The following is a 237-nucleotide window of genomic DNA, read 5'->3' as shown; positions in this document are numbered from 1 at the left end:
CTACAAAAGCTAATGCCGAACGTTCTAGTATTTAACTCAGATAACCCTGGTGCGCCATACATGTCTGGTGAAGTGGGTCTTGGTATGCTGTGGAACGGTTCTGCTGCTGCAGCGCAAAACGAAGGTCTACCAATCAAACTGGTTTTCCCTAAAGAAGGCGGTATCGGTTGGGTTGATAACTTTGCGATTAGCTCTGGTGCGGTAAACGTAGAAGCAGCTCATAAGATGATCGACTTC

1 protein-coding gene is annotated in these 237 nt (G+C 46.8%); it reads left to right on the top strand.

Translation table 11 applies throughout. The annotated features are described in order from the left end of the window. The coding region (locus tag AB4653_RS26030) for an extracellular solute-binding protein (RefSeq protein WP_372105668.1) at positions 1-237 on the top strand (237 nt) is incomplete at both ends.

This window comes from Vibrio sp. 10N.222.48.A3 (genome assembly GCF_041475345.1).
In the GTDB taxonomy this organism is placed as follows: Bacteria; Pseudomonadota; Gammaproteobacteria; order Enterobacterales; family Vibrionaceae; genus Vibrio; species Vibrio tasmaniensis_A.
This window is presented reverse-complemented; position numbering and strand designations above follow the sequence as displayed.